This window comes from Paramesorhizobium leguminum, from assembly GCF_003217235.1.
GTDB classification, from domain to species: Bacteria; Pseudomonadota; Alphaproteobacteria; order Rhizobiales; family Rhizobiaceae; genus Paramesorhizobium; species Paramesorhizobium leguminum.
In genome coordinates, this window is sequence record NZ_QJTF01000003.1 from 202,433 (window position 1) to 227,032 (window position 24,600).

Genomic DNA, 24,600 nt, shown 5'->3' on the forward strand with positions numbered 1-24,600 from the left:
GCCTTATATATTTATACGGGCCATAGCGGGCAATTTGGGAGAAATGCGAAATGTCCACCGACAAGCAAACGGTCGAGAAAATTCAGGCCAGGAATCCCTATACGGACCCCACGAGCCTCGAATTCAAATTTCGCGCGCGCCGCTTCGCCAAAGTCCGCGAGCTGATCGAGGATGCGCTGGAAGAGCGCGGCGAAGCCCATATTCTCGACCTTGGCGGCACTGAAGGCTACTGGCTGATCGGTGAGGATTTCATCAACCAGCACAGGGGCCGCCTGAAAATCACGCTGGTCAATCTGGCGCAGGAAGTGAAACCGGTGGGGGACACCGCCCTCTTTACCTCGCTTGCCGGCGATGCCGCGAGCCCCGATCTTTTCCCCGGCGAGCAATTCGATCTGGTCCATTCCAATTCAGTGATCGAGCATGTCGGCGACTGGAGCCACATGACCCAATTCGCCAACAACACCAAGCGCCTCGGCAAACGCTATTATATGCAGACGCCGAACTACTGGTTTCCCTACGAGCCGCACTTCCGCACCTTGGGCTTTCAATTTTTGCCGGAAAGCGCGCGCATCGCGCTTATCCAGCGCGTCGCCATGGGGTTCTTCCCGCGCATCGAGTCTTACGAAAAAGCGCGCGACATCATCAAACACCACAGCATCATTTCGACGCGCCAGGTGCGGCAGTTATTCAGTGGAGCCGAGATCACCCATGAGAAATTCATGGGTCTCAACAAATCCATCATCGCGATAAAACGATGAGCATGATGCCAAAAAGATGTAGGCTTTTTGGATAAGATCATGCGCTAAAACAACAATTATTCGGAGCTTCCATGCCTCGCCCCCTCATCATTTCGCCCTCAATCCTCGCTTCCGATTTCGCAAAGCTCGGCCAGGAAGTCACCGACGTGCTGAAAGCCGGCGCGGACTGGATTCATATCGATGTCATGGACGGGCATTTCGTGCCGAACATCACCTTCGGCCCGGATGTGGTGAAAGCGATAAGACCACTCACGGATGCCGTTTTCGACACGCATCTGATGATTGCCCCCTGCGACCCCTATCTCGAAGCCTTCGCCAAGGCCGGCTCCGATATTATCACCATTCATGCCGAAGCAGGCCCGCATCTGCACCGCTCGCTGCAGACGATCCGCGCGCTGGGCAAGAAGGCCGGCGTCGCGCTCAACCCGGCAACACCAGAGGAAATGCTCGAATATGTGCTTGACGATATCGACCTGATCCTCGTCATGACCGTCAACCCGGGCTTCGGTGGCCAGAAATTCATCCCCGCCATGCTGGAAAAGATCCGCCGTATCAAGGCGATGGTGGGCGATCGTCCGATCGATATCGAGGTGGATGGCGGCATTACCGCCGAAACGGCGGGCGACGTCTACAAAGCTGGCGCCAACGCGCTTGTCGCAGGCTCAGCGATCTACAAGGGCGGCTCGGTCGAGAGCTACAAGGCCAATATCGACGCCATCCGCACGGCGGCACTGGGGAAGAGATAGTTTGCCCCTCACCCTTACCCTCTCCCCGCAAGCGGGGCGAGGGGGGCATAGACGTTGCCGCTTCGCCCGATTCCCCGTTCTTCACGGGGAGAAGGTGCCGGCAGGCGGATGAGGGGCAATTGCGATTTTCGCAATTCTAATTGCGAAAATCGCAACATCTCTATAGACCGCGGCCAACAACCTTCAACAGGATGAACATATGATCCCGCGCTATTCGCGGCCGGAAATGGTCGCCATCTGGTCTCCCGAAACGAAGTTCCGCATCTGGTTCGAGATCGAGGCCCATGCCTGCGATGCGCTCGCCGCGCTTGGCGTCATCCCCCGGCAGGCGGCGAAGACGATCTGGGAAAAGGGCGGCAATGCGACGTTCGATATCGCCCGCATCGATGAGATCGAGCGCGAGACCAAGCATGACGTCATCGCCTTCCTGACGCATCTGGCTGAATTCGTTGGCCCGGATGCGCGCTTCGTCCATCAGGGCATGACCTCGTCGGACGTGCTCGACACGACCTTCAACATCCAGCTCGTACGCGCCGCCGATATCCTCCTCGCAGACATGGACCGGGTGCTGGCAGCGCTGAAGAAGCGCGCCTTCGAGCACAAGGACACGGTGCGCATCGGTCGCAGCCACGGCATTCATGCCGAGCCGACGACGATGGGCCTCACCTTCGCGCGCTTCTATGCCGAGATGTCGCGGGGTCACGCCCGCCTCGTCGCCGCGCGGGCGGAGATTGCCACCGGCGCCATATCGGGCGCGGTCGGCACCTTCGCCAATATCGATCCGCGCGTCGAGGAATATGTCTGCGCCAAGCTGGGCCTCGAGCCGGAGCCGGTTTCCACGCAGGTGATCCCGCGCGACCGCCACGCCATGTTCTTCGCCACGCTCGGCGTCATCGCCTCGTCCATCGAGAACGTCGCCATCGAAATCCGCCACATGCAGCGCACCGAGGTGCTGGAGGCGGAAGAATTCTTTTCGCCGGGACAGAAAGGCTCGTCGGCCATGCCGCACAAGCGCAACCCGGTCCTGACCGAAAACCTGACCGGCCTCGCCCGTCTGGTGCGCATGTCCGTGACGCCCGCCATGGAAAATGTGGCGCTATGGCACGAGCGCGACATCTCGCATTCGAGCGTCGAGCGCGCCATCGGGCCGGATACCACCATCACCCTCGATTTCGCACTCAACCGTCTCGCCGGCGTGATCGAGAATCTGGTGATCTATCCAGAGAACATGCTCGCCAACATGAACAAGTTCCGTGGCTTGATCCACTCACAGCGCGTCCTGCTCGCGCTCACCCAGGCGGGCGTCAGCCGTGAGGACGCCTATCGGCTCGTCCAGCGCAACGCCATGAAGGTGTGGGAACAGGGCAAGGATTTCCTTGAGGAGCTGCTCGCCGATCAGGATGTCCGCGCCGCGCTGTCGGAACAACAGCTCCGCGAGAAGTTCGATCTTGGTTATCACACCAAGCATGTCGATACGATCTTCCGGCGGGTATTTGGGAAATAGTGAGCGGTGAGCGGTGAGCGGTGAGCGGTGAGCGAAAGTTACATCACGAACCATTCTTCCGTCCACTGCTCACTGCCTCACTGTTCACCGCTCACTACGATCACATTTCCCCAAGGGTCTTCCAGACTGCGTCCCTTGCCGCCTCGCATATCCTCCAGTTCCACCCATGCCAACCCTGCGCGGTCCTTGTCGCGCTTGCCGGCGCGGGGGCTTTGCCAGGAATTGACGGCGATGTGGTGATGGTATCCGCCGGATGAAAGAAACACCGCCCTGTCGCCATAGGTCTGCATGGTATCGAAACCAAGCTCCCGATGCCACCAACCTTCCGCTTCAGCCGCATCGCCGACGCGCAAATGCACATGGCCGATGACGGTGTTGTCAGGCGCGCCTTGCCACATCCGTCCGCCCAGATCGCGTAGAAGGGCGCCAACATCGAGCGCCTCGGTGGCCATGGCGATCGTCTCACCGTCCCATTGCCAGCTTGTCTGCGGCCGGTCGGCATAAATCTCGACGCCATTGCCTTCCGGATCGGTCAGGTAGATCGCCTCGCTGACCAGATGATCGGATGCGCCGGCAATGGATATGTGCCGGTCGATCGCCTGCCGCGCCCACCGCGCCAGATCGCCGCGCGACGGCAAAAGAAACGCTGTGTGATAGAGCCCGGCGCTGCGCGGATCGTCAGCCTTGGCGGCGGAAAACTGCTCGATCTCAATGAGTTCTCGTTCCCCTGCCCCAAGAACGATGGCGCTGCCCCGCCGCGCCATCTCTTTCAGACCGACGATATCCTGATAATAGGCAGCGAGGCTTTCGGCATCCCTGGCCTTAAGCCCGATCTTTGCCACCCGGACCGGCGTTGTCGCTGCAAAAGGTATATCGCTCATCTTTGCCTCCAATCGTTCCGGCATAGATCGCCGTTGTACCGCTTTGGGGCAAGCCACGTTTCGGCGAACAAGCTGTTCACGGATTGCGAAGTGCTGCTTGAAAAAGTGCGCGCTGTGCACTATAAATCTTGAGTGGGGGAAGTGGGGATGCCGACAATCGTTGAAATCGGGAATGTAAAAATTCAGGTTTTTCCAGATGATCATAACCCTCCCCACTTTCACGTGGTGACGCCGGACTCGGAAGCGGTGTTCCGCATCGCGGATTTTCAGCGCCTTGCGGGTCAAGTAGACCGTCGCGCTTTACATAAGGCTCTTGCGTGGGCTCGTCTTAATAGAAAGGTTTTGGAAGATGAATGGAACCGTCTCAATTCCTGAAGACTACGATGAGAATGAAATCATCTCCGTTGGCGCCCCGCTTCCCCGGATCAGGGAAGCGATTCCTTTGGACGGCCGCAAAATCCAGGTTACTTTCGATGATGGGCATACCAAGACCATTGATCTCGCGCCCGCTTTGGGAAGCCGACGCTACTTCATTCCATTGCGGGACAATGATGAATTGTTCCGCTCGTTCAAAATAGCGGATTACCGAAACGCGATCGAGTGGAGCGACGATCTTGATTTCTCTGCGATGGGGCTTGATGCGCTCCCACCCGTGGATTTCAGCAATGAAGATTTTCGTAATGCAATGGACGAAATGCGGATGACGCTGGATGGCATGGCCTCCATGCTGGATATTTCCCGTCGTCTGGTTGCCGACTATCGAAAAGCCAAACCAATTCCGCGCCATATCGGCTTTGCAACCCGCTATTTGGTAGAGTACTACCGGAAAAAATCGCGCTTCAGCTAAAGAGATAAGATGAAAGTTCAGGATACCGATATCCTCATCATTCCCGGCTACACCAATTCCGGCCCGGACCATTGGCAGAGCCGGTGGCAGGCGAAGCTTTCGACCGCGCGGCGGGTCGAGCAGGCGGAATGGACCAAGCCGGTGCGCGAGGACTGGGTGGCGGAGGTCGTCAAGGCGGCCAATGAAGCGACGAAGCCCGTTGTCCTCGTCGCCCATTCGCTGGGCGTCGCCGCAGCGGTCCACGCGCTGCCTGAGATAAAGGACAAGGTGAAGGGCGCCTTCTTCGTCGCGCCTCCCGATGTCGCCGATCCCGCGATCAGGCCACGCCATTTGATGACATTCGGCCCTTACCCGCGCGATCCGTTGCCCTTCCCTTCGATCACAGTTGCCAGCCGCAACGACCCCTTCTGCCGCTATGAAGTGGCCGACGAGATCGCCGGTGCCTGGGGCTCATTCCTGATCGATGCGGGCGAAGCCGGCCACATCAACAGCGAATCCGGCCATGGTCCCTGGCCGGAAGGCTCGATGGTTTTTGCGCAGTTTCTGTCGAAGCTTTAATAGTGAGCAGTGAGCAGTAAGCAGTAAGCAGTAAGCAGTAAGCAGTAAAAGTTATAAGTAGTCAGGTAGAGGAAAAGAGATATTTTCTATCTTGCTCACTGCTCACCGCCTCACTGCTCACCGATTTTCAATTTTCCTGAATCTGGCGGACCGCCTCCACAAGCAGTTCCTGCATGGCGCGGCGAATTTCGTCGTCGGACTCGTTCACGCCGGCCGCGTCGAAATCGGCGCGGACCTTGCGGAATACATCCTCATCGCCCGCTTCCTCGAAATCGGCCGCGACGACCGTCTTGGCATAGGCCTCCGCCTCTTCGCCGCTCTTGCCCAGCTTTTCCGCCGCCCAAAGCCCCAGAAGCTTGTTGCGACGCGCCTCCGCCTTGAATTTCAGCTCCGCATCGTGGGCGAATTTCTTTTCGAAGGCATCCTTGCGATCGTCCATACCGGTCATCGTCTAACTCCAAGCGCTGGTGTTTTCGTTCTAGAATCCGCGTGAGCCTTGTCTAAATCAAAAGAGGCGCGCAAGATCAATCGGAGAATGCCCGTTGGCCCGATTCCGGCGGATCGGGAACGAAAACGTTAAGGAGCGGCGTAAAGCATGATTGTGAAAGCGGCCCGATTGCTATAGGTAGCGCGCGAACACTGCGGCCGGCAAGGCCGCTCCGATAGGTCAGACATCTGGGAAAATCCATGAATCGTCGCCGCCGTATTTACGAGGGCAAGGCCAAGATCCTTTATGAGGGGCCCGAGCCCGGAACCTTGATCCAGTTCTTCAAGGATGACGCCACCGCCTTCAATAAAAAGAAGCATGAAGTGGTCGATGGGAAAGGCGTGCTCAACAACCGCATTTCCGAGCACATCTTCACGCAGTTGAACCGGATGGGCATCCCCACCCACTTCATCCGCCGCCTGAACATGCGCGAGCAGCTGATCAAGGAAGTCGAGATCATCCCGCTCGAAGTCGTCGTGCGCAATATCGCCGCCGGCTCGCTCGCCAAGCGTCTCGGCCTCGAAGAAGGCACGGTCCTGCCGCGCTCGATCATCGAATTCTATTACAAGGCCGATGCGCTCGACGACCCCATGGTCTCCGAAGAGCATATCACCGCCTTCGGCTGGGCGAGCCCGCAGGAGATCGACGACATCATGGCGCTCGCCATCCGTGTCAATGATTTCCTCTCCGGCCTGTTCCTCGGCGTCGGCATCCAGCTCGTCGATTTCAAGATCGAGTGCGGACGCCTCTGGGAAGGCGACATGATGCGCATCGTCGTCGCCGACGAGATTTCGCCCGACTCCGCGCGCCTGTGGGACATCCAGACCAACGACAAGCTGGACAAGGACCGCTTCCGCCGCGACATGGGCGGCCTCGTCGAGGCCTATCAGGAAGTGGCGCGCCGTCTCGGCATCATGAACGAGAATGAACCGCCCCGCCCCGCCGGCCCGGTACTGGTTAAGTAGAGCCAAAAATAAGCCGGTGCCCCGAAGCGAATTTGCATTCGGGGCCGGCAATCCCCAAATCAATGCAAGATTCCAGGATTAAGACAGTGATCAAGGCACGCGTCACCGTTACATTGAAAAACGGCGTTCTCGACCCGCAGGGCAAGGCCATCGTCGGCGCGCTCGACAGCCTCGGGTTCGAAGGCGTCAATTCCGTGCGTCAGGGCAAGGTCTTTGACGTCGAGATCGACACGAAGGACAAGAACGACGCCGAAGCCCGCGTCAAGGCGATGTGCGACAAGCTCCTCGCCAACACTGTGATTGAGGATTATAGTGTGGAGATAGCTTAAGGGCTGGAGCTTGGAGAAGGTGCATGGCCGGAATCGATCGCGAATGTCTTTTGAGAGAAATTCTCGTGATCGATCGCCAGGTGCAGGAACTAAAGATTGCCATGCGTGAGTGTGTCGTTCTTCTGAAAGATACCAATAGGGAATTGGCAGAAGGACGAGAACGCATAGAGAAGACGAAGAAAGCGTTGTCAGCCAAGGGATATTCTTTTTCGGGGCCGTCGATATGAGCGAAGTATCACAAGATCTTCTGCATGAACTTCTGCGCCGGATGCATCAGCGCTTTGACAAGCTTGATCACGCAATTAGCGAGTTGCGGAGCGATAATGTGGCGATCCGCAACCAGATTCATACGATGCAGGGCGATGTGAACGGCGTCCGAGCCAGCATGGCCCATATCGAAACCCGTCTCGACCGGATCGAGAACCGTCTCGATCTTCATGAATTGGCGGAAGCACAAGCAAGGTTTGAACCGCACCCATGAAATCAGCAGTCGTCCTCCTCCCCGGCCTTAATCGTGATCGCGACATGATCGCGGCGCTCACCAAGATTTCCGGCAAGGCGCCGCAGACCGTCTGGCAGACCGACACGGAAATCCCCGATGTCGATCTCATCGTCATTCCCGGCGGTTTCTCCTATGGCGATTATCTGCGTTGCGGCGCCATCGCCGCCCGGATGCCGGTCATGCAGGCGATCCGCGAGAAGGCGGAAAAGGGCGTCATGGTCATGGGCGTCTGCAACGGCTTCCAGATCCTGCTTGAGGCGGGTCTCCTGCCCGGCGCGCTGATGCGCAATGCCTCGCTCAAATTCGTCTGCCGTGAAGTGAAGCTCGAAGTCAGCAATGCCAACACTGCATTCACGCGCGGCTATGCCCCAGGCGAAATCATCCGCTGCCCCGTCGCGCATCATGACGGCAATTTCTTTGCCGACGCGGAAACGCTGAAGCGCATCGAGGGCGAAGGCCAGATAGCCTTCCGCTATGCCGAACGCACCAATCCGAACGGCTCGATCAACGATATCGCCGGCATCGTCAGCGAGCGCGGCAATGTGCTGGGCATGATGCCGCACCCCGAAAACCTGATCGAGTCCGCCCATGGCGGCATCGACGGGCGCGCCCTGTTCTCCGGACTGCTCGGGCTCGCCGCTTGAGCGCCTTTCTGCGTTGAGCTTGCACACGAATAAATAACCGGCGGAAGGCTATTCTGCCGGTTCGTTGTTTTTCCCCTCGCCTCCCGGAGTCCAATGCATGAAAAGAGCGTTTCTCGCGATTGCGGTGCTTGTCCCGCTTGCAGCCTGTCAATCGGAGAAAAAGCCAAGCCCCGTGGCTACCTTGCCGCGTGACAACAGCGCGCTCGGCACCATGGAGCGCGTGGCGCTCGCCGCCAATTCATGCTGGTTCAAATCAAAAGACGCGGCATTCCGTCCCTATAGGCTGGCGCCTGAGCTGAACTCGTTCTCGGGGCGCCCGAGGATTCTGGTCGTGCCTGCGAAAAATCCGGGAGACCGCCCGGTTCTCGTCGTCCAGGCGGAAGGGCGCCCAGCCAAGGTCGAAACCTTCGGACCGCTGATGCAGCAATCGAACGGCAGCCGGATCGCCTCGGATATCCGTCGCTGGTCGGCGGGCAACAACGGTTGCAACGGCTGACCGCATCAACCTGACACAATCCGAATACCTCGATTAGCAACAATAATTACAACTATTAGTAGATATTAAATACGAAACGTGATAAACGATTGGCAGGTGGAGCTTATCCGCCTGCATTTTGACCGAAAGCTATTTGACGAAGCCGTTTATTGAGGAATTGCCATGCCCGCGATTTTCTCTGGCCTGAATCGATTTTCCGCCGCCCTCGTTGTCCTGTGGCTCCTTTGCGGAGGCGCGGTTGCCCAGACGATACCCACGGTGACGCTGCAGGCCGACAAGACGACAGCGAATGCCGGCGATGTCGTCATATTCACCGCCACGGTAACCTCCGACGGCAGCAAGCTGCCGCGCGGCATCGTGCGGTTGTGCGAAGCCTCCCCCATCGCCAAGACGTGTGAAGGGTTCCGCAAGTTCGGCGAGATGCCGGTGGTCGCCAGCGGCCCGGCCCAAGGCACCGCCACCTTCCGCCTGCGTCCGCCACCAGCCATGAAACATCAATACAAGGCCGAGCTGCTGCCCATGCCTAACGGCAATCCGGCCTATGGTTCGGCTACGTCGCCAACGATATCCGTCACCGTTGGGGGCCACAAGACGATCACAACCCTCGATAAGCCATCTGGAACCGTAGGCGATTACACGCTGACAGCGCACGTAACCGGCTTTGGCACACAGGCATTCATCGGCGGATCGGTATCATTTCTGGATGCCAGCAACGGCGATGCCGAGTTGAAAAGCGCGGATGTGCTGGGAAGCACCGCAAGCCTGACTTTTCCGTCAGCCCCGGCGCCGCAGTCCTGGCCTACCAGCGAAAGCGGAATCGTCGCCGACATCAAGGAGGACGGCTTTCCCGATCTTGTAAGCGACATGATCGGGAGTGACACCACGGGTACCGCCAACTTCCTGATCAACGATGGCCAAGGTAATTTCTCTTATAGTTCCTTTCCCACGCCTGCGCCTGATAGCACGGACTATGCCAATATGGTCATCGGAGACTTCGATGCGGACGGTCATGTGGATTACATCAATTGGCAGCTGAACTATGGCGGCGCCAATACGGTGGAAGTCTTGCTGTATCTCTGGAAAGGGAATGGCGACGGCACATTCGGCACCAATCCCATTGAGAGCAAGATTACAGTCTACCTGCCTGGGAATTATCTTGGGGCCTCTCCCTACCGGCACATCGATAGCGGTGATTTGAATAACGATGGAGTTCTTGACGTTTTCCTCAGTCTCCAAGCGTATAAAACAGATCAGACCATCATAAAGTTTTATACATTTACAGGATCCGGAAACGGTACCTTCACGGAAGGACAATCGATAGTTACGTCCTTTAATACACAACCATACAGAGACCCGATATCCCGCTGCCAGGTTGTTTTGAATGATTTCAATAATGACGGCAATCTGGATTTTCTTTTGGCTGGCTTTAGCAGTTTAAGTCGCGCTTCCAATTCCGAGCCTCCCGATCTTTTGTTTTTCTACCCCGGAAATGGCATTGGCGGCTTCAATCCATTCACTACGATAAAGCCGTCGCCTGAATATATCGGCCGGTGTCTGCACAGCGATGATTTCGATGATGATGGAAAGCTCGATGTCGCCACCGGGGCCGGGAAAGCGCTTTTCCTGCTCAAGGGCAACGGCGGGGGCGGTTTTTCACAAGTGGGCGACCCGCTGCCCCTGTCCATCACTCCGTACCATGTCAAGGTCGGCGACTTTAATGGAGATAACCAGCGCGATTTCATCGTTTCCAATAATAATCAGGCGGATATCGGCTTGGGCACGAGCGCATGGCAGTTTGACCAGCAGACCGTTCCGGTGGGAAGCGCCGGCGGGTACGTGTGGGTGGCCGACTATAATGGGGACGGCGCATCCGATTTTGTAACCGGCATAATCATATGGTCATGGGGCGGGACAGGTTCGGTCCAGCTGACCCGCGCGGTTGTCGAGGGCGAAGCGTCAGCCGGCGACGTTTATGTGCCGGGCACCGGTACGCATGAAGTGGAAGCGCGTTATGACGGAACGCGCCAATATGCAGGCAGCATTTCCTCAACCCAGCCGCTGACGGCAGGGAGGAGCGGTCCGAGCCAATAGCTGGGAGCTGCTCCTCACCTCGACCAATCGTACGTGGTCTTGCGATCCCAGATCGGGCGTCCGGCTTCCCGCGCCGCCTCGTCCGGCCTGAACCCGATATCTTTGAGTTCATCATCTGTCAGGTTTCGCAGTGCCCGGCGTGAACGCTGGACTGCAAAGCCATGCAGCACCCAGGCGATCCATTGCCGGATCGTAGTCGGCTTTGCCTGGACAACATTATCCGGTTTTGGCTCCAAGGATGGATACTCCACCCTTATCTGGGGGACAATTGTCCTTATTGTACCCATTTTTCAACTCCAATTCACCTCCACCGCCCAATTGTCACCATTGATTGACGCAAATTTGTTTTCAAGCTAAACATTGTCACCATGACAAATTGGACCCCTGATCTCACAGGCCTCAAAGGGCCGAAATATATTGTTATCGCCGATGCGATGGACAGGGATATCGATGCCGGCGTCCTGCCGGCCGGCGCACGCCTGCCGCCGCAGCGGGATTTGGCCTATGACCTGAAGGTGACAATAGGGACAATTACCCGTGCCTATGCGCTCGCCGCCGAGCGCGGTCTCATCGCCGGCGAGGTGGGCCGGGGCACCTATGTGCTGGCGCGGGAAGAGCCAAGCCCCTTGGCTGGCGCGGCGCATTTTCAGGATGCGCGGATCGATCTTCCTCCGGCGGTTGCCGGCGCAATGCGCATGGATTCGACCGCCGCGCCCGATATCGGCCAGTCGGCGGTCATCGGGCCGCTGCTGGCGCGAATTTTTGCCGAGCAGCCGCATCTCGCCCAGGATTATACCCGTACCATTTCCAATGATTGGCGCGAGGCGGGCGCGGCATGGCTCGCCACCGGGGGCTGGCGCCCTGCCCTCGATACGATCGTGCCGGTAACCGGCGCATTGAGCGGCGTTGAAAATGTCATCGCGGCCATGACCGCGCCGGGCGACAAGATCGCCTTCGAGGATCTGACTTACAGCGCGCTGGCGCGAGGCGCGGCGCTCATCGGGCGGCGCGCAGTCAAGGTACGCGGCGGCGACGAGGGGCTGGACCCGGACGATTTCGAACGCGTCTGCGCCCGCGATCATCCGAAGGCGCTGGTCGTCATCCCGACGATGAACAATCCGACGATCACCGTGATGCCCGAGGAAAGCCGCAGGCGGATCGCCGAAATCGCGCAAGCCTACAATGTCTGGATCATCGAAGACGGAGCCTACGGCAACGCGCTGGACGATGCGCCACCGCCTTTCGCCGCAATCGCTCCGCAGCGGACCTTCCATGTTTCCGGTGTTTCAAAGACGCTCTGCGCGGGGTTGCGGACGGGCTGGATTTCCGGTCCCACGGCCTTCGCCAGACAGATCATCAACGCCAAGAAGCTCATGACCGGCGGCATTTCCTATGCGATGACGGAAGTGACGGCACGGCTTATCCTGAGCGGCGAAGCGGCAAGGCTCAAGGCGTCCGTCCTCGATGAAATACGCGCGCGCGAGGCAATCGCCCGCGAAATGTTCGCAGGCTACAGCTTCGCGAGTCATCCCCGCTGCCCCTATATATGGCTCACCCTGCCCGATCCCTGGCTGCCCGGCACCTTTAAGGACGCCGCCCTTGAAGCGGGCGTATCGATCCTTGAGGCCGACGCCTTCAAGGTCGGCCAGGCCGACCGCGTCTGCCATTGCGTGCGCGTGGGCTTCTCGGCGCTTGAATCGCAGGCAGACGTCCGCCGAGGCTTCACGATCCTGCGCCAGCTTCTCGATAATGCCGGGGCTGGCTTTGACGGGATGGAGTAGGGTTTCCCGTCAAGGATTGGCGCAGCGGCGGAAATCGTCGATCCAGGCATAGCCGCGTCCGGGCGTGCCGTCAGGCCAATTGCGCACGGTCTGCGTCGCGAAGACGCTGTTGAGCAGCCATGGCGTCTTGTCCGGGCTCCAGTTTTTGGCCGCCTCCGGGCCCTGTATATAACCGTGGGTGGCGACCGCCAGGCGCTTGGTGGCGCGGAACAGCGCCATCTGGTTGCAGATATAGTTTTTGCGGCTTTCGTACCACCGGCTGGAAGCCAGGAAATCATTCCACTTCTTCTGCGGAAACGGGGATTTGATCGCAGCGCCGATCACCTGCCAGACCTCCAGATTGGGCGGCATGTCATACTTGGCAAGGAAACCGGCGGGGGCAGCGTCGGTCAGATGTTTCTTCCAATGGTGCACCAGCGAGAATTCGGTGACCAGGAAGCGCTGATCAGGCCGCAGCCGTTGCAGCACGTAATCGACGAAGGGTTGGGAATCCTTGATCGAAGCCACATGCGGATGGATATCCACCCCTTTTATATCCGGTTCGCTTGCCGCGTAGCGGACCCAGCGGTCGGTGGCCGGGGTTTGATGCCTGGGGCTCTGCAAGCGGTTCAGCGCACCAAGATAGAGCTGGGTCGAACAGTCGGCCCCGCACTTGTCCCTGCGGAACGCAATTACCTGTTTGGCAATATATTCGTAGAACGCGTTCAAATTCTCGTTGCGGTCCGCCGGGCGGCTCTCGATGAATGGCTCGTTGCCGATGACCAGAATATCCACCCGGCCCATCACTGCGTCCAGCAGCTTCGTCACCCGCTGCATTTCCCGCGCCATGGCGGGTGTGCCCGGCTTGGGAAAGGCCCGCTTCTGAAACGGGAACTTCATGTTGAGCACTGTCCCGTAGCCTCGATCCTCCGCCTGCAGGAGGTTGCGGATTCCGGGATTGTCCTGGGGCGGTTGCTTGTCGGCCAGCGGCATCGGATAGAAGCCGCGCACCCATTTCGTCCGGCCAAGCTCCAGCTCGTCGAACCGCAGCATGTCCAGATGCTCGTTGAAATTCGCTCCGAGCGCGCCTTGAGGGTCTCGTGGCGCGGCCTCGGCTCCGCCAAGGGCTGCGGCCAGCGTCAGCCCGGCGATGAGCGCAATGGTCCGTAGTGAGTTCATAGGAAATGATCCTTTCCTTGTCCCACAACGGATATTCCCAGAGAAAAGTTGCCCCAATGTTTAAATCGTTATTGCGGCCTAGCCTTCCATCGGAACGGGAACTGTTCTATAGCCCCCGCAGAACGATCCATCCGCTTTTCAGGCCGCGCCTGTAACAAAAGAAACCGGACAGAATGACCATTCGCAACGACATCGCCATCACGCCTGACCTGATCGCCGCCCATGGCCTGAAGCCGGACGAGTATCAGCGCATTCTCGATCTGATCGGCCGCGAGCCGAGCTTCACCGAGCTTGGCATCTTCTCGGCCATGTGGAACGAGCACTGCTCCTACAAATCCTCCAAGAAATGGCTGCGCACGCTTCCCACCACCGGACCGCAGGTCATTCAGGGACCGGGCGAGAATGCCGGCGTGGTCGATATCGGCGATGGTGATTGCGTCGTCTTCAAGATGGAGAGCCACAACCACCCCTCCTATATCGAGCCCTATCAGGGCGCGGCGACGGGCGTCGGCGGCATCCTGCGCGATGTGTTCACCATGGGCGCGCGCCCGATCGCGGCGATGAACGCGCTGCGCTTCGGTGCGCCGGATCACGCCAAGACGCGGCATCTGGTATCCGGCGTGGTTGCGGGTGTCGGCGGCTACGGCAATGCCTTCGGTGTGCCGACCGTCGGCGGCGAGGTGAATTTCGACAAGCGCTACAATGGCAATATCCTCGTCAACGCCTTTGCCGCCGGTCTCGCCAAGACCGACGCGATTTTCCTTTCAGAGGCCAAGGGCGTCGGCCTGCCCGTCGTCTATCTTGGCGCCAAGACCGGCCGCGACGGTGTCGGCGGCGCGACGATGGCCTCGGCGGAATTCGACGAATCCATCGAGGAAAAGCGCCCGACCGTGCAGGTCGGCGACCCCTTCACCGAGAAATGCCTGCTCGAAGCCTGCCTTGAATTGATGGCGTCCGGCGCTGTCATCGCCATTCAGGACATGGGCGCGGCGGGGCTCACCTGCTCGGCGGTCGAGATGGGCGCCAAGGGCGATCTCGGCATCGAGCTCGACCTTGACAAGGTGCCGGTGCGCGAGGAGCGCATGACTGCCTACGAGATGATGCTCTCCGAAAGCCAGGAGCGCATGCTCATGGTGCTGCGCCCGGAAAAAGAGAAAGAGGCCGAGGCGATCTTTCGCAAATGGGGGCTCGATTTCGCCATTGTCGGCCACACGACCGACGATCTCCGCTTCCGCGTACTGCATCAGGGCGCGGAAGTCGCCAATCTCCCGATCAAGGAGTTGGGCGACGAGGCGCCGGAATACGACCGCCCATGGATCGAGCCAGGCCGCCATGCGCCACTCGCCCCGGAGAGCGTACCGGAGGTTACGGATTACAGCGCGGCACTTCTCAAGCTCATCGGCTCTCCCGACCTCTCCTCGCGCCGCTGGGTCTACGAGCAATATGACACGCTGATCCAGGGCAATTCGCTGCAGATCCCCGGCGGCGATGCCGGCGTCGTCCGCGTCGAGGGGCATGAGACGAAGGCCCTCGCCTTCTCCTCCGACGTCACCCCCCGCTATGTCGAGGCCGACCCGTTCGAAGGCGGCAAGCAGGCCGTGGCCGAATGCTGGCGCAATATCACCGCCGTCGGCGCGGAGCCGCTTGCGGCCACCGATAACCTCAATTTCGGCAATCCGGAAAAGCCGGAGATCATGGGCCAGCTCGTCAAGGCCATCCAGGGCATCGGCGAGGCCTGCCGCAGCCTCTCCTTCCCCATCGTCTCGGGCAATGTCTCGCTCTATAACGAGACCAATGGCGAAGCCATTCTCCCTACCCCGACCATTGCCGGCGTCGGCCTCATCCCCGACTGGAGCAAGATGGCGAAGATCGGCGGCATGCAGGATGGCGATGTGCTCGTGCTGCTTGGCGTCGATGGAACCCATCTCGGCCAGTCCATCTATCTGCGCGACTTGTCTGACCGTGCCGACGGGCCGCCGCCGCCGGTGGATCTGGGAACCGAAAAGCGCAACGGCGATTTCGTCCGCTCGGCCATCCGCAACGGCCAGGTAACCGCCTGCCATGACCTTTCCGATGGCGGCCTTGCCGTGGCGCTGGCAGAAATGTGCATGAAGTCCGGCAAGGGCGCGACGGTTGATATCGGCGAAGGCCCCCGCCATGCCCGCTTGTTCGGCGAGGATCAGGCCCGCTATCTCATCGCGGCGACGCCGGAAATGGCGCGGCTCATCACGCTCAATGCCGAAGGCGCGGGCGTACCCTTCCGTACGCTCGGCACCGTCGGCGGCGCGGCGCTGGTCGTGAACGGCGTACTCGACGTTACGGTCGACGCGCTGACGAAGGCGCATGAGGGCTGGTTCCCTGCTTATATGGCGGGCTGAGACAGCTGGATTGACGCTGCCGGGCATTGCCGCCATATCATGGGAACGGCCCGGCGTTAAACGCGACTCGAAATGAATGCATCTGCGGGATTGCCCGCCTGCATGGGGAGACTGCAAAATGGCGATGGACGCACACGACATTCAAAAAATGATCGAGGAAGCGATACCCGATGCGAAGGTAACCATCCGCGATCTCGCCGGCGATGGCGATCATTATGCCGCCGAAGTCGTAGCCGAAAGCTTCCGCGGCAAATCCCGCGTCCAGCAGCATCAGATGGTCTACGATGCGCTGAAGGGCAATATGGGCGGCGTGCTGCACGCCCTGGCGCTGCAGACGAGCGCACCGGAGTAAGCGGGGCTCGCGTTCACCCGATAAAGGCTGGCGAAACACCCCCCTCTGCCCTGCCGGGCATCTCCCCCTCAAGGGGGGAGATTGGCTGATGCTGCCCAAGGCTCCAATTCTGCAGCGTTTTGCGACTGGTGCCGAGCGCCTGTTGAAGGCTAATCTCCCCCCTTGAGGGGGAGATGCCCGGCAGGGCAGAGGGGGGTGTCTGGGCGCTTCCATCAAAAACATGATCTGCTTTAACGTCCCGCCTTCAGCCCCCGGCTAAAAGCCGCAACCACCATATCAATCAATTGCGCATGGATTTCGTTCCGCACGCCTCCGCCATCCGAACAAATCGGATCGCCGATCTTTTCCGATTCCGCCAGTTCCGCCGCGCCGGGCTTGCACTCAGGAAGCAGACTATAATGGCTAGCATCCTTGACCGCGACGTAAGTGGCTTCCGGAATGGCTTTCGTAATTTTGGAAGCATCCGTAGACACAAGAAGCTTTCCCGGTTGCCCCATATTTATCAGTTCGACGGGAATGGAGATTTTGGAAAAGCTCCTGATGTCGAACACATCGATCGGAGTGGGATCAAGGGCCATGACAAACCGGATGCGCTTGTCTTCATAATCACCGCCAGCGGCACTGAAATCCATTGAATGTAGATCGACACCACTGTCCCTCACCCATCCACAAAAGGAAGGGTTGAGTTCATCCGTGTCGCAATAACTAGCCAGACGTTGTGGAACCATGCGGGCGCCGGCAATGGTAAGCACTGTGCCGCCGCCCATCGAAAGTCCCAAAGCGCCTACCTTGTCGCCTTGAAGATGCGCTTTGAAAAAGCTGTTTTTCTCCACCGCATTCAAGGTATCGGTGAGATCCGAAGGGCGCAGCCAAAGTTTTATCGTTTCGACCACCGAACGGTTTGGCCCTGAATTTCGGGGGTGAGTGGGCGCGGCCACTATAAATCCCTTCTTCGCTAATGGGGCCGCGAGCCAGTTTAGCACTTGTGGGTTTCCCCCAAGTCCCGCGCCGTGCGAGAGCAATATCAGCGGAAACTTCCCATCGGCTATCGGCGCATCGCGCATGGCGGGCGTTCCCTTGAAAAACGCACTCTCGCCAAGTGTGACTGGCGCGCCGCCTGAACCAGCCGGATACCAAACGGTAACGTCGAGATTAATTCCCCGCGCTTTGGAGGGGGCCATGATCTGGCGCACGCCAACGTCGCTTGCATGACAAGGCGCGGTGAGAGCGCCGAAAGCCAGCATCGCTACAGAGAAAAGATGAAGAAGACCCATTGTAACCTCACTCGGTTGCTGAAAGACCAGCGAACCATTGCAGGCATTGCGCTTTTGCGCGTCCTGGATCACGATAAAGGTCGTCCTCTAATCGCAATCCGGACCATTTTTGACCGGACTGATTCTAAGTAAAGCGCGCCGTGATCTTCATCCCGCTCCCCTTCGTCGTCGCCCTGCTGCTGCTGATCTTGCTCGCGGCGTTGTTGCGTAACCAAGGGTACGCCAGGGGCAATCGGCCCTTTCTTGCCCTGCTGGCGCTATGCGCCCTGCAGTCGACCATTGTCGGCTTGCGATGGGGATATGGCATCGCGGAGCTGCGCTATGTGCTGCCGGTGCTGGCAAGTTGCGTTCCTCCGCTGGTGCTGGCGAGCTTTCGCAGCCTGATCCACCGCGACCGGGCAGACAGCGCGGCGCGATGGCTCCAATTCGCGGCGCCGCCGATCGTCATGGTGGTGTTGGAACTGCTGGCGCCGGAATTGATCGACGCGGCCCTGATCGTGCTTTTCATCGGCTATGCGCTGGCTGTCCTGAACCTTGGCCGCACCGGACCGGACAGTCTGGACGAAGCGCGGCTTGAAGGCGTCGTCGCGGCGCACCGCGCTCTCGTCATTGCCGCCGTGTCGCTGTGCCTATCGGCCTCGTTCGATCTGGTGATCTTCCTGGACTTCGAATGGAGCAAGGGAACGAATGCGGCCTTGCTGGTAAGCAATGCAAACCTGCTCTGGCTGCTTCTTCTCGGTCTCACCGCAATCGTCGCCGCGCGGGCGCAAGCCGTGCCAGCCCCGGATGCGGAGGAAGCCGCAACGACGGCGGCGCAGGATCGCGAGGTTCTGGACCGCGTCAACCGCCTGTTGACCGAGCAATCGCTGTTCCGCGACGAAAACCTCACCCTGTCGCGGCTGGCGCGGCGCGCGGGGCTTCCAGCGCGGCAGATATCCGGCGCAATCAACCGGCTGGAGCGCAAGAATGTATCGCAGTATATCAACGAGTTTCGCATAACCGAAGCCTGCCGGCTGTTGCGCGAGACGGACATTTCGGTCACCGCCGCGATGTTCGAGGCCGGCTTCCAGACCAAATCGAACTTCAACCGCGAGTTCCGGCGGGTCACGTCGCTCAGCCCGGCTGTCTGGCGCGTTCAGAACCGGCTATCGTCAGGATAATCACATTGCCGCATTGCACCCCGGCGCTTCCTGCCATAAATATTGGTCAGCAAATGCTCGACTATAGCCGGCCCTCCCCCGGCGCGCGGAAAGGAAGACGCCATGAGCGGCATCAATGATTTTATCGACAATGAAGTGAAGACCAACGACGTCGTGCTCTTCATGAAAGGCACCCCCGGCTTCCCGCAATGCGGTTTTTCCGGGCAGGTCGTGCAGATTCTCGATTATATCGGCGTCGATTACAAAGGCATAAACGTGCTTTCGTCGGACGAACTACGCCAGGGCATCAAGGAATATTCCAACTGGCCGACAATCCCCCAGCTTTACGTGAAGGGCGAGTTCGTCGGTGGTTGCGACATCCTGCGTGAAATGTTCCAGGCCGGTGAGTTGCAAGACCTGTTCTCCGGCAAGGGCATCGCCACCAAGGCTGCCTGATCTCCCCTATTGTCGTCCTCGGGCCAAAATCGTGGTCCTCGAGCCCCCTATCGTCATCCTCGGGCTTGACCCGAGGATCCAAGGCGCCGGCCCTCCGGCGCCTTTCTCGTTGTTTTATTGGATTCTTAATCCACAACCGGCGATAAGCGGACCATGACGACGCAAAAGACAATGCCCCAGCAGCCGAAAATGCGGCTCGGACGCCTGGAATTGATCGCGCTGATCGCGGCGTTGATTGCGATCAATTCGATTGCCATCGATATCATGCTGCCCGGATTGCAGCAGATCGGCGCCAGTCTCGGCGTGACCGATGAGAATCACCGGCAATATGTCATCTCGGCCTATCTCTTCGGCTTCGGCTTTTTCCAGCTGCTTTACGGCCCGATCAGTGACCGCTTCGGACGCCGTCCGCCGCTTCTGTTCGGCCTCGCCGTCTTTGTCGTTTCCGCCATCGGAGCCGCCCTTTCGCCAACCTTCGCCATGCTTCTGGCCTTCAGGGCGCTGCAAGGCGCGGGCGCTGCGGCCACGCGTGTCGTCGCCGTCTCGGTCGTGCGCGACATATTCGAGGGGCGGCAGATGGCGGAGGTCATGTCGCTGGTCATGATGGTTTTCATGATCCTGCCCATCGTGGCGCCCGCGACTGGCCAGCTCATCATGCTGTTCGGCGAGTGGCACCTGATCTTCGCCTTCATGGCGGTCATGGCATTCGTCATCGCTCTATGGACGTTCTTCCGCCTTCCAGAGACGCTGCATCCTGGGGATCGCCGCTCTTTGACGCTGGCTTCCATCGTCGGCGGCTTCGGCATCGTGCTGAGCAATCGCGTGGCAGTCTGCTATACGCTCGCCGCCTCTTTCATCTTCGGCTCGCTCTTCGGCTTCATCAATTCGGCCTCGCAGATTTATCTCGATATCTACAAGCTTGGCCAATGGTTCCCCCTCGCCTTCGCCGGCGTCGCCGCGACGATGGCCCTGGCCTCCTTCATCAATTCCCGGCTGGTCGGACGCTTCGGCATGCGCCGCATTTCGCATTCCATGCTCGTCGCCTTTGTCGCAATCAGCCTCGTCTGGCTGCTGCTGTCGATGCGTGGAATCGTACCCTTCCCGCTTTACATGGCGCTGTTCGCCGCCATCATGTTCTGCTTCGGCCTGATCGGCGCGAATTTCAATTCGCTTGCCATGGAGCCGCTCGGCAAGGTGGCGGGGACCGCGTCGGCGGTGCTCGGCTTCACGCAGACATTGATCGGCGCAGCCATCGGCGCCGTCATCGGGCAGACCTTCGACGGCACGACGGTTCCGATATCAGCGGGCTATTTCGTGCTTGGCGCGATCGGCCTGATCTTCGTGCTCATCGCCGAACGCGGCAAACTGTTCCAGGCGCAGAACAAGCCTGCTGCGCAGGTTATTCATCTGGATTAGAAGTGTCATGGTTTAATTGAACCGCTGGCTGGCAGGACAACCATCTTTTCCAGCCGTCATTCTCGGGCTTCCGAGAAGCTGCCATAAGGGAAAAAATACCGTTCTGACAGACCGACCGTCGGTAGATTCTCGGGACAAGCCCGAGAATGACGGCCAGGTGGGAAGCACCACATAAACAAAAAGCCGCCCGGGAAACCCGAGCGGCTCTTCTTGTAAACTGTCCGAAAGATTAGCGCGAATAGAATTCGACGACCAGATTCGGTTCCATCTGCACAGCGTAAGGCACATCGGAGAAGGCCGGAACGCGGGCGAACTTCGCGGTCATCTTGTTGTGATCGACTTCGATATACTCAGGCACGTCACGCTCGGCGAGCTGGACGGCTTCGAGAACGATCACGAGCTGCTTCGACTTCTCGCGCACTTCGATCACGTCGCCCGGCTTGCAGCGGTACGACTGGATGTTGACGCGGCGGCCATTGACGTTGACATGGCCGTGATTGACGAACTGGCGCGCGGCGAAGATCGTCGGAACGAACTTGGCGCGGTAGACCACGGCGTCGAGACGCGATTCCAGAATGCCGATCAGGTGCTCGCCCGTATCGCCCTTGCGGCGGGAAGCTTCCTCATAGACCTTGCGGAACTGCTTTTCCGAAATATCGCCGTAATAGCCCTTGAGCTTCTGCTTGGCGCGCAGCTGCACGCCGAAATCGGAAAGCTTGCCCTTGCGGCGCTGGCCATGCTGGCCGGGGCCATATTCGCGGCGGTTGACGGGGGACTTCGGACGGCCCCAGATATTTTCGCCAAGACGGCGGTCGATCTTGTATTTTGCGGATTCGCGCTTGCTCATCGCATTTCCCTTCAAACGTAAACGACCGGAGCGTGAGCCCCGATCAAGGAAACGCGCCCTCCTCTGCCCTCCGTTTTCGAGGACTGACAGGACGATGCGCGCACGCTTTGCGGCATTCGTCCACGGGACACGTCAATGGAACGCAGGAACCTGAAAAGGCTCTTGCGCTGGCGGGTTTTTAGGCAGCGGAGAGGCGGATGTCAAGCCGCCGGCAATTGCTACGTTCTGTCATCAAGCGTGACACACCATAAAGCAGCAACATGGCAATATGGAGAAATGCTGACCAGGGGGAAAAGCCGGTGAACGTATCCTTCCGATTATCGCGCAATGGCCTTCTTGCATTGACCGCCCTGTTGATGTGCCTCAGCGCGGGGGAAGTCTTGGCGGCGCCTGCGCCGGACGCGATTCCGGTTCCGCAACCACGGCCCCAACAGGAAGAACCAAAACCGCAAGAGCCGCCCCCTGCTCCCGCTGCGCCGCCAGCAATGCCGAACGATGCGTCGCCAGAGGACGAAAAGGCGGAGAAGAAGGATGAGCGCGTCTACCAGACAGCTTGCCCGGCGCTGATGAATGGCGAGGTGCGGGGTAAGCTCGTTGCGCCTTTAACCGACGGCGATTGCGGAGAACGCTCGCCCCTGTCGCTCACCGCCATCGGCAAGGAGAACCCGCTGGCTTTGGCAGCGCCCGTCACCGTCAACTGCGCCATGGCCACCACACTCGCGCAATGGGCGGGCGAAGTGCGTAAGGCGGCGTTGAAATCCTTCAACGCGGAGATCGAGGCGGTCGCGACCGGCTCGGACTATCAGTGTCGAAAAGTCAATCGCGGCTCATCTGGCCGTGTGTCCGAACATGCCTTCGCCAACGCGCTCGATATCATGTCATTCCGCTTCAAGAATGGCCGAACGACCGAGTTGGCGGCCGGCTGGAATGGAAAGCCGGAGGAAAAAGAATTCTGGCGCTCCATTCACAAGACGAGCTGCGACATGTTCATGACCGTTATCGGCCCGGATGGCGACGCCGCCCATAAGACCAATCTGCACCTCGATCAGGGCTGCCACGGCACCAACTGTACGTCGCGCATTTGCCAGTAAACCGGTTTCGCGGCATTATTGGAGCCTGGATACTCCCAGTGACGAGGAGAAGAGCAATGAAAGTCGCAGAACTCTTGCTGAACACTGTCTTTGCTTCGCTAATTGCCGGCGCTGCCTATGCGGATACGCCGCCGAAGCGGTCGAGAGACTTTCAGGGCAGTTACCAGACGCTGGTCAAGGACCAGCACGCCTCGCCGCGGATCGCGGATTGCATCGCAACCGGCTACGATCTGGTCAAGATGAGCAGGATATTCGACCGGCTTGGCTTCACCGAAGAGGATATCGGCAAGGCTAGGACGGTGCGAAAGATGGGCCCGTTCAGCGACAGAGATGCGACGAAAATTTCCTCCGTCATTTCCGTCGCCGGTCAGGCGCGACCCCGCGCGAATTCCACCAACTGGGCGGATATCACGCTGCGCTGCGGCATCGTCAGGGGCAGGATCAAGGCGATCGAAATCAAACCTGCGGCGAAGTGAACCTACCCTGCGTCGAAGGCGGCCCGCGCCGCGCGCAAGGCCGCACGATGCCGCGCCCCCCAACTACCGAGCGCGTCGATCGGCCCGGCCAGTGAAGCCCCAAGTTCCGTCAGCGAATATTCCACCTCCGGCGGCGAAACCGGCTTCACCCGCCGCGCCACCAGCCCATCGCGCTCCAGCGACCGGAGCGTGACCGTCAACATGCGCTGCGAGATGCCTTCGATGCAGCGGCGCAGCGCGTTGAAGCGTAGCGGGTGTTCCTGAAGATTGAAGATCACGAGGATGCTCCATGTATCCCCAACCCGGTCAAGCACCTCGCGGATCGGGCAGCCGCCATCGCCGTCCGGCTCGAAACCCGGCGTCGTGGAAAGTAGCGGCGCGCCTTCTTCCGCTTTCGTCGAAATCGTCATGCTGCTGCTCCCGGTTACATCCATGTGCCCTGAATAGGAAAAAGTGCGTTCTTCACAAACCGCCAAGCCCGCCATAGGTAGTTACCATTGATAACCTGAATACAAAAAATACCTTAATCCTGCACAGAACGAAAGGAACAACTATCATGGCAAAGATCGCCCTCATCGGCGCCACGGGCTTCGTCGGCTCGCATATCCTCAAGGAAGCCGCCTCCCGCGGCCATTCCGTCACCGCCCTCGTCCGCCATCCCGAAAAGGTGGAAACGCTGGACAATGTCACAGCCGTCAAGGCCGACATTCTCGACACCGATGCGCTGGCGAAGGCGCTGGCCGGTCACGACCTCGTCATCTCCGCCTATAATCCGGGCTGGGGCGATCCGGAAATCCGCGCGACCCATGTGAAGGGCAGCCGCTCCATCAACGACGCGGCGAAGAAGGCCGGCGTCGCGCGCCTGATCGTCGTCGGCGGCGCCGGCAGCCTTGAAGTCGCCCCCGGCGTCCAGCTTGTCGATTCGCCGGATTTCCCCGCCGAATGGAAGCAAGGCGCGCTCGGCGCCCGTGACGCACTCAATGAACTGCGCGCTGAAAACGGCCTCGACTGGACCTTCGTTTCCCCCGCCATTCATCTGGAACCCGGGACACGCACCGGAAAATACCGTTTAGGTGGCGACCAGCTGGTTGTTGACGACAAGGGCGAGAGCAGGATTTCAACGGCTGACCTCGCCGTCGCCATTCTCGACGAGGCCGAACAGGGCAAGCACATCCGCAAGCGCTTCACGGCGGCTTATTAGAGCATTTCATATTTACACGGAAACAACTGTGCGCCCTTCACCCCCGTGGTTCGAGGCTCGCTACGCTCGCACCTCACCATGAGGGTGAGGGATTGCAACGCCGCAGTAGCCCTCATCCTGAGGTGCGTAGTGGAGCGAAGCGGAACGAAGCCTCGAAGGGCGCGGGCGCTTGGCGGTTCCATCAAAACAGGAACCGTACTAATGGCAGCGGCCGCCAGTTTCC

General features: G+C 59.5%; 29 protein-coding genes. 22 read left to right on the plus strand and 7 right to left on the minus strand.

The features are described 5' to 3' along the window. Positions 1-50: 50 nt before the first annotated feature. The 3 genes from C7477_RS04120 (at position 51) to purB (ending at position 3,008) form a co-directional block, all read left to right on the plus strand. A complete protein-coding gene (locus tag C7477_RS04120; protein WP_110749262.1) occupies positions 51-758 on the plus strand; it encodes an SAM-dependent methyltransferase in 708 nt (235 codons plus the stop codon). A 71-nt stretch (positions 759-829) separates the two neighbouring features. After that, positions 830-1,504, plus strand: coding sequence for a ribulose-phosphate 3-epimerase (gene rpe, locus C7477_RS04125; protein WP_110749264.1), 675 nt, complete (start codon positions 830-832; stop codon positions 1,502-1,504). Positions 1,505-1,703: 199 nt separating this feature from the next. Next, positions 1,704-3,008: an adenylosuccinate lyase gene (gene purB / locus C7477_RS04130; RefSeq protein WP_110749266.1), complete on the plus strand. Its 1,305-nt coding sequence runs from the start codon at positions 1,704-1,706 to the stop codon at positions 3,006-3,008. A 77-nt stretch (positions 3,009-3,085) separates the two neighbouring features. Here the strand turns inward: purB and C7477_RS04135 are convergent, their stop codons facing one another. Then, on the minus strand, positions 3,086-3,889 hold the full coding sequence (locus tag C7477_RS04135) for a VOC family protein (RefSeq protein ID WP_245411708.1): 804 nt from the start codon (positions 3,887-3,889) through the stop codon (positions 3,086-3,088). A gap of 147 nt (positions 3,890-4,036) precedes the next feature. Here C7477_RS04135 and C7477_RS04140 point away from each other — a divergent pair, with 147 nt between their 5' ends. The 3 genes from C7477_RS04140 to C7477_RS04150 are packed head-to-tail and all read left to right on the plus strand — an operon-like array spanning position 4,037 to position 5,294. Beyond that, on the plus strand, positions 4,037-4,264 hold the full coding sequence (locus C7477_RS04140; protein ID WP_110749405.1) for a DUF4160 domain-containing protein: 228 nt from the start codon (positions 4,037-4,039) through the stop codon (positions 4,262-4,264). Next, positions 4,239-4,736 carry a DUF2442 domain-containing protein gene (locus tag C7477_RS04145; protein WP_110749271.1) on the plus strand — a complete coding sequence of 166 codons (498 nt, stop codon included), beginning with the start codon at positions 4,239-4,241 and terminating at the stop codon, positions 4,734-4,736. Before C7477_RS04140 ends, C7477_RS04145 begins: the two co-directional genes overlap by 26 nt. A 9-nt stretch (positions 4,737-4,745) precedes the next feature. Beyond that, positions 4,746-5,294, plus strand: coding sequence for an RBBP9/YdeN family alpha/beta hydrolase (locus C7477_RS04150; RefSeq protein WP_110749273.1), 549 nt, complete (start codon positions 4,746-4,748; stop codon positions 5,292-5,294). 127 nt (positions 5,295-5,421) lie between these two features. Here the strand turns inward: C7477_RS04150 and C7477_RS04155 are convergent, their stop codons facing one another. Then, entirely contained in the window at positions 5,422-5,742 is a 321-nt protein-coding gene (locus C7477_RS04155; RefSeq protein WP_110749275.1) for a DUF1476 domain-containing protein, read from the minus strand. Between the two features lie 239 nt (positions 5,743-5,981). On the opposite strand from C7477_RS04155, the gene purC reads away from it, so the two are divergent. The 7 genes from purC to C7477_RS04190 all read left to right on the plus strand — a co-directional run bounded on the left by purC (position 5,982) and on the right by C7477_RS04190 (position 10,808). Then, a complete protein-coding gene (purC, locus tag C7477_RS04160; protein ID WP_110749277.1) occupies positions 5,982-6,746 on the plus strand; it encodes a phosphoribosylaminoimidazolesuccinocarboxamide synthase in 765 nt (254 codons plus the stop codon). A gap of 86 nt (positions 6,747-6,832) precedes the next feature. Beyond that, on the plus strand, positions 6,833-7,075 hold the full coding sequence (purS, locus tag C7477_RS04165) for a phosphoribosylformylglycinamidine synthase subunit PurS (protein WP_110749279.1): 243 nt from the start codon (positions 6,833-6,835) through the stop codon (positions 7,073-7,075). 23 nt (positions 7,076-7,098) lie between these two features. Next, on the plus strand, positions 7,099-7,302 hold the full coding sequence (locus tag C7477_RS04170; protein WP_110749281.1) for a hypothetical protein: 204 nt from the start codon (positions 7,099-7,101) through the stop codon (positions 7,300-7,302). Continuing rightward, the gene (locus C7477_RS04175; RefSeq protein ID WP_110749283.1) at positions 7,299-7,556 is read left to right on the plus strand and encodes a hypothetical protein; all 258 of its coding nucleotides are present in this window, start codon (positions 7,299-7,301) and stop codon (positions 7,554-7,556) included. The genes C7477_RS04170 and C7477_RS04175 overlap by 4 nt, the downstream gene beginning before the upstream one ends. Continuing rightward, positions 7,553-8,221: a phosphoribosylformylglycinamidine synthase subunit PurQ gene (gene purQ / locus C7477_RS04180; protein WP_110749285.1), complete on the plus strand. Its 669-nt coding sequence runs from the start codon at positions 7,553-7,555 to the stop codon at positions 8,219-8,221. The genes C7477_RS04175 and purQ overlap by 4 nt, the downstream gene beginning before the upstream one ends. A gap of 97 nt (positions 8,222-8,318) precedes the next feature. Then, complete coding sequence (locus tag C7477_RS04185) at positions 8,319-8,717, plus strand: hypothetical protein (RefSeq protein ID WP_110749288.1); 399 nt, start codon at positions 8,319-8,321, stop codon at positions 8,715-8,717. Positions 8,718-8,879: 162 nt separating this feature from the next. Continuing rightward, positions 8,880-10,808, plus strand: a complete 1,929-nt coding sequence (locus tag C7477_RS04190) for an FG-GAP-like repeat-containing protein (protein ID WP_110749290.1) — start codon at positions 8,880-8,882, stop codon at positions 10,806-10,808. A 14-nt stretch (positions 10,809-10,822) separates the two neighbouring features. On the opposite strand, the gene C7477_RS04195 is transcribed toward C7477_RS04190, so the two are convergent. Then, on the minus strand, positions 10,823-11,044 hold the full coding sequence (locus tag C7477_RS04195) for a DUF1127 domain-containing protein (RefSeq protein ID WP_245411709.1): 222 nt from the start codon (positions 11,042-11,044) through the stop codon (positions 10,823-10,825). A 132-nt stretch (positions 11,045-11,176) separates the two neighbouring features. On the opposite strand from C7477_RS04195, the gene C7477_RS04200 reads away from it, so the two are divergent. Continuing rightward, complete coding sequence (locus C7477_RS04200; RefSeq protein ID WP_110749294.1) at positions 11,177-12,589, plus strand: aminotransferase-like domain-containing protein; 1,413 nt, start codon at positions 11,177-11,179, stop codon at positions 12,587-12,589. 9 nt (positions 12,590-12,598) lie between these two features. Here the strand turns inward: C7477_RS04200 and C7477_RS04205 are convergent, their stop codons facing one another. Beyond that, positions 12,599-13,747 carry a hypothetical protein gene (locus C7477_RS04205; RefSeq protein WP_210206132.1) on the minus strand — a complete coding sequence of 383 codons (1,149 nt, stop codon included), beginning with the start codon at positions 13,745-13,747 and terminating at the stop codon, positions 12,599-12,601. Between the two features lie 173 nt (positions 13,748-13,920). On the opposite strand from C7477_RS04205, the gene purL reads away from it, so the two are divergent. Next, a complete protein-coding gene (purL, locus tag C7477_RS04210) occupies positions 13,921-16,125 on the plus strand; it encodes a phosphoribosylformylglycinamidine synthase subunit PurL (RefSeq protein ID WP_110749296.1) in 2,205 nt (734 codons plus the stop codon). A gap of 118 nt (positions 16,126-16,243) precedes the next feature. Further along, entirely contained in the window at positions 16,244-16,477 is a 234-nt protein-coding gene (locus tag C7477_RS04215) for a BolA/IbaG family iron-sulfur metabolism protein (protein ID WP_110749298.1), read from the plus strand. Positions 16,478-16,707: 230 nt separating this feature from the next. Here C7477_RS04215 and C7477_RS04220 read toward each other — a convergent pair whose 3' ends face one another. Further along, the gene (locus C7477_RS04220) at positions 16,708-17,721 is read right to left on the minus strand and encodes an alpha/beta hydrolase family protein (protein WP_245411719.1); all 1,014 of its coding nucleotides are present in this window, start codon (positions 17,719-17,721) and stop codon (positions 16,708-16,710) included. A 170-nt stretch (positions 17,722-17,891) separates the two neighbouring features. Here C7477_RS04220 and C7477_RS04225 point away from each other — a divergent pair, with 170 nt between their 5' ends. The 3 genes from C7477_RS04225 to C7477_RS04235 all read left to right on the plus strand — a co-directional run bounded on the left by C7477_RS04225 (position 17,892) and on the right by C7477_RS04235 (position 20,762). Next, on the plus strand, positions 17,892-18,911 hold the full coding sequence (locus C7477_RS04225; RefSeq protein WP_110749301.1) for a helix-turn-helix domain-containing protein: 1,020 nt from the start codon (positions 17,892-17,894) through the stop codon (positions 18,909-18,911). Between the two features lie 102 nt (positions 18,912-19,013). Further along, on the plus strand, positions 19,014-19,346 hold the full coding sequence (grxD, locus tag C7477_RS04230; protein ID WP_110749303.1) for a Grx4 family monothiol glutaredoxin: 333 nt from the start codon (positions 19,014-19,016) through the stop codon (positions 19,344-19,346). A gap of 153 nt (positions 19,347-19,499) precedes the next feature. After that, positions 19,500-20,762, plus strand: coding sequence for a multidrug effflux MFS transporter (locus tag C7477_RS04235; RefSeq protein ID WP_110749305.1), 1,263 nt, complete (start codon positions 19,500-19,502; stop codon positions 20,760-20,762). Between the two features lie 229 nt (positions 20,763-20,991). Here the strand turns inward: C7477_RS04235 and rpsD are convergent, their stop codons facing one another. Continuing rightward, positions 20,992-21,609, minus strand: a complete 618-nt coding sequence (gene rpsD / locus C7477_RS04240) for a 30S ribosomal protein S4 (protein WP_110749307.1) — start codon at positions 21,607-21,609, stop codon at positions 20,992-20,994. Positions 21,610-22,094: 485 nt separating this feature from the next. Between rpsD and C7477_RS04245 the strand changes: the two genes are divergently transcribed. Then, positions 22,095-22,700 (plus strand): extensin-like domain-containing protein, encoded by a 606-nt coding sequence (locus C7477_RS04245; protein ID WP_245411710.1) that lies wholly within the window; start codon positions 22,095-22,097, stop codon positions 22,698-22,700. A 56-nt stretch (positions 22,701-22,756) separates the two neighbouring features. After that, positions 22,757-23,176: a type IV secretion system effector BspC gene (gene bspC, locus C7477_RS04250; protein ID WP_110749311.1), complete on the plus strand. Its 420-nt coding sequence runs from the start codon at positions 22,757-22,759 to the stop codon at positions 23,174-23,176. Positions 23,177-23,178: 2 nt separating this feature from the next. Here the strand turns inward: bspC and C7477_RS04255 are convergent, their stop codons facing one another. Next, positions 23,179-23,586: a winged helix-turn-helix transcriptional regulator gene (locus C7477_RS04255; RefSeq protein ID WP_110749313.1), complete on the minus strand. Its 408-nt coding sequence runs from the start codon at positions 23,584-23,586 to the stop codon at positions 23,179-23,181. A 146-nt stretch (positions 23,587-23,732) separates the two neighbouring features. Here C7477_RS04255 and C7477_RS04260 point away from each other — a divergent pair, with 146 nt between their 5' ends. Further along, entirely contained in the window at positions 23,733-24,377 is a 645-nt protein-coding gene (locus C7477_RS04260) for an NAD(P)-dependent oxidoreductase (protein ID WP_110749315.1), read from the plus strand. Positions 24,378-24,600 lie beyond the last annotated feature (223 nt).